Source organism: Klebsiella sp. X1-16S-Nf21 (genome assembly GCF_002837615.1).
GTDB classification, from domain to species: Bacteria; Pseudomonadota; Gammaproteobacteria; order Enterobacterales; family Enterobacteriaceae; genus Klebsiella; species Klebsiella variicola.
On the sequence record NZ_PJDK01000162.1, the window covers coordinates 1 to 639 of the forward strand.

The 639-nt window shown below is 53.8% G+C and carries 1 rRNA gene; it reads left to right on the plus strand.

The features are described from left to right. A 23S ribosomal RNA gene (locus CW267_RS29865) occupies positions 1-639 on the plus strand; the annotation flags it as partial.

A 639-nucleotide genomic window follows, 5' to 3' on the forward strand; every position in this document is an offset into this window, starting at 1 on the left:
CTAACTGGAGGACCGAACCGACTAATGTTGAAAAATTAGCGGATGACTTGTGGCTGGGGGTGAAAGGCCAATCAAACCGGGAGATAGCTGGTTCTCCCCGAAAGCTATTTAGGTAGCGCCTCGTGAACTCATCTTCGGGGGTAGAGCACTGTTTCGGCTAGGGGGTCATCCCGACTTACCAACCCGATGCAAACTACGAATACCGAAGAATGTTATCACGGGAGACACACGGCGGGTGCTAACGTCCGTCGTGAAGAGGGAAACAACCCAGACCGCCAGCTAAGGTCCCAAAGTCATGGTTAAGTGGGAAACGATGTGGGAAGGCACAGACAGCCAGGATGTTGGCTTAGAAGCAGCCATCATTTAAAGAAAGCGTAATAGCTCACTGGTCGAGTCGGCCTGCGCGGAAGATGTAACGGGGCTAAACCATGCACCGAAGCTGCGGCAGCGACACTTATGTGTTGTTGGGTAGGGGAGCGTTCTGTAAGCCTGCGAAGGTGGCCTGTGAGGGTTGCTGGAGGTATCAGAAGTGCGAATGCTGACATAAGTAACGATAAAGCGGGTGAAAAGCCCGCTCGCCGGAAGACCAAGGGTTCCTGTCCAACGTTAATCGGGGCAGGGTGAGTCGACCCCTAAGGC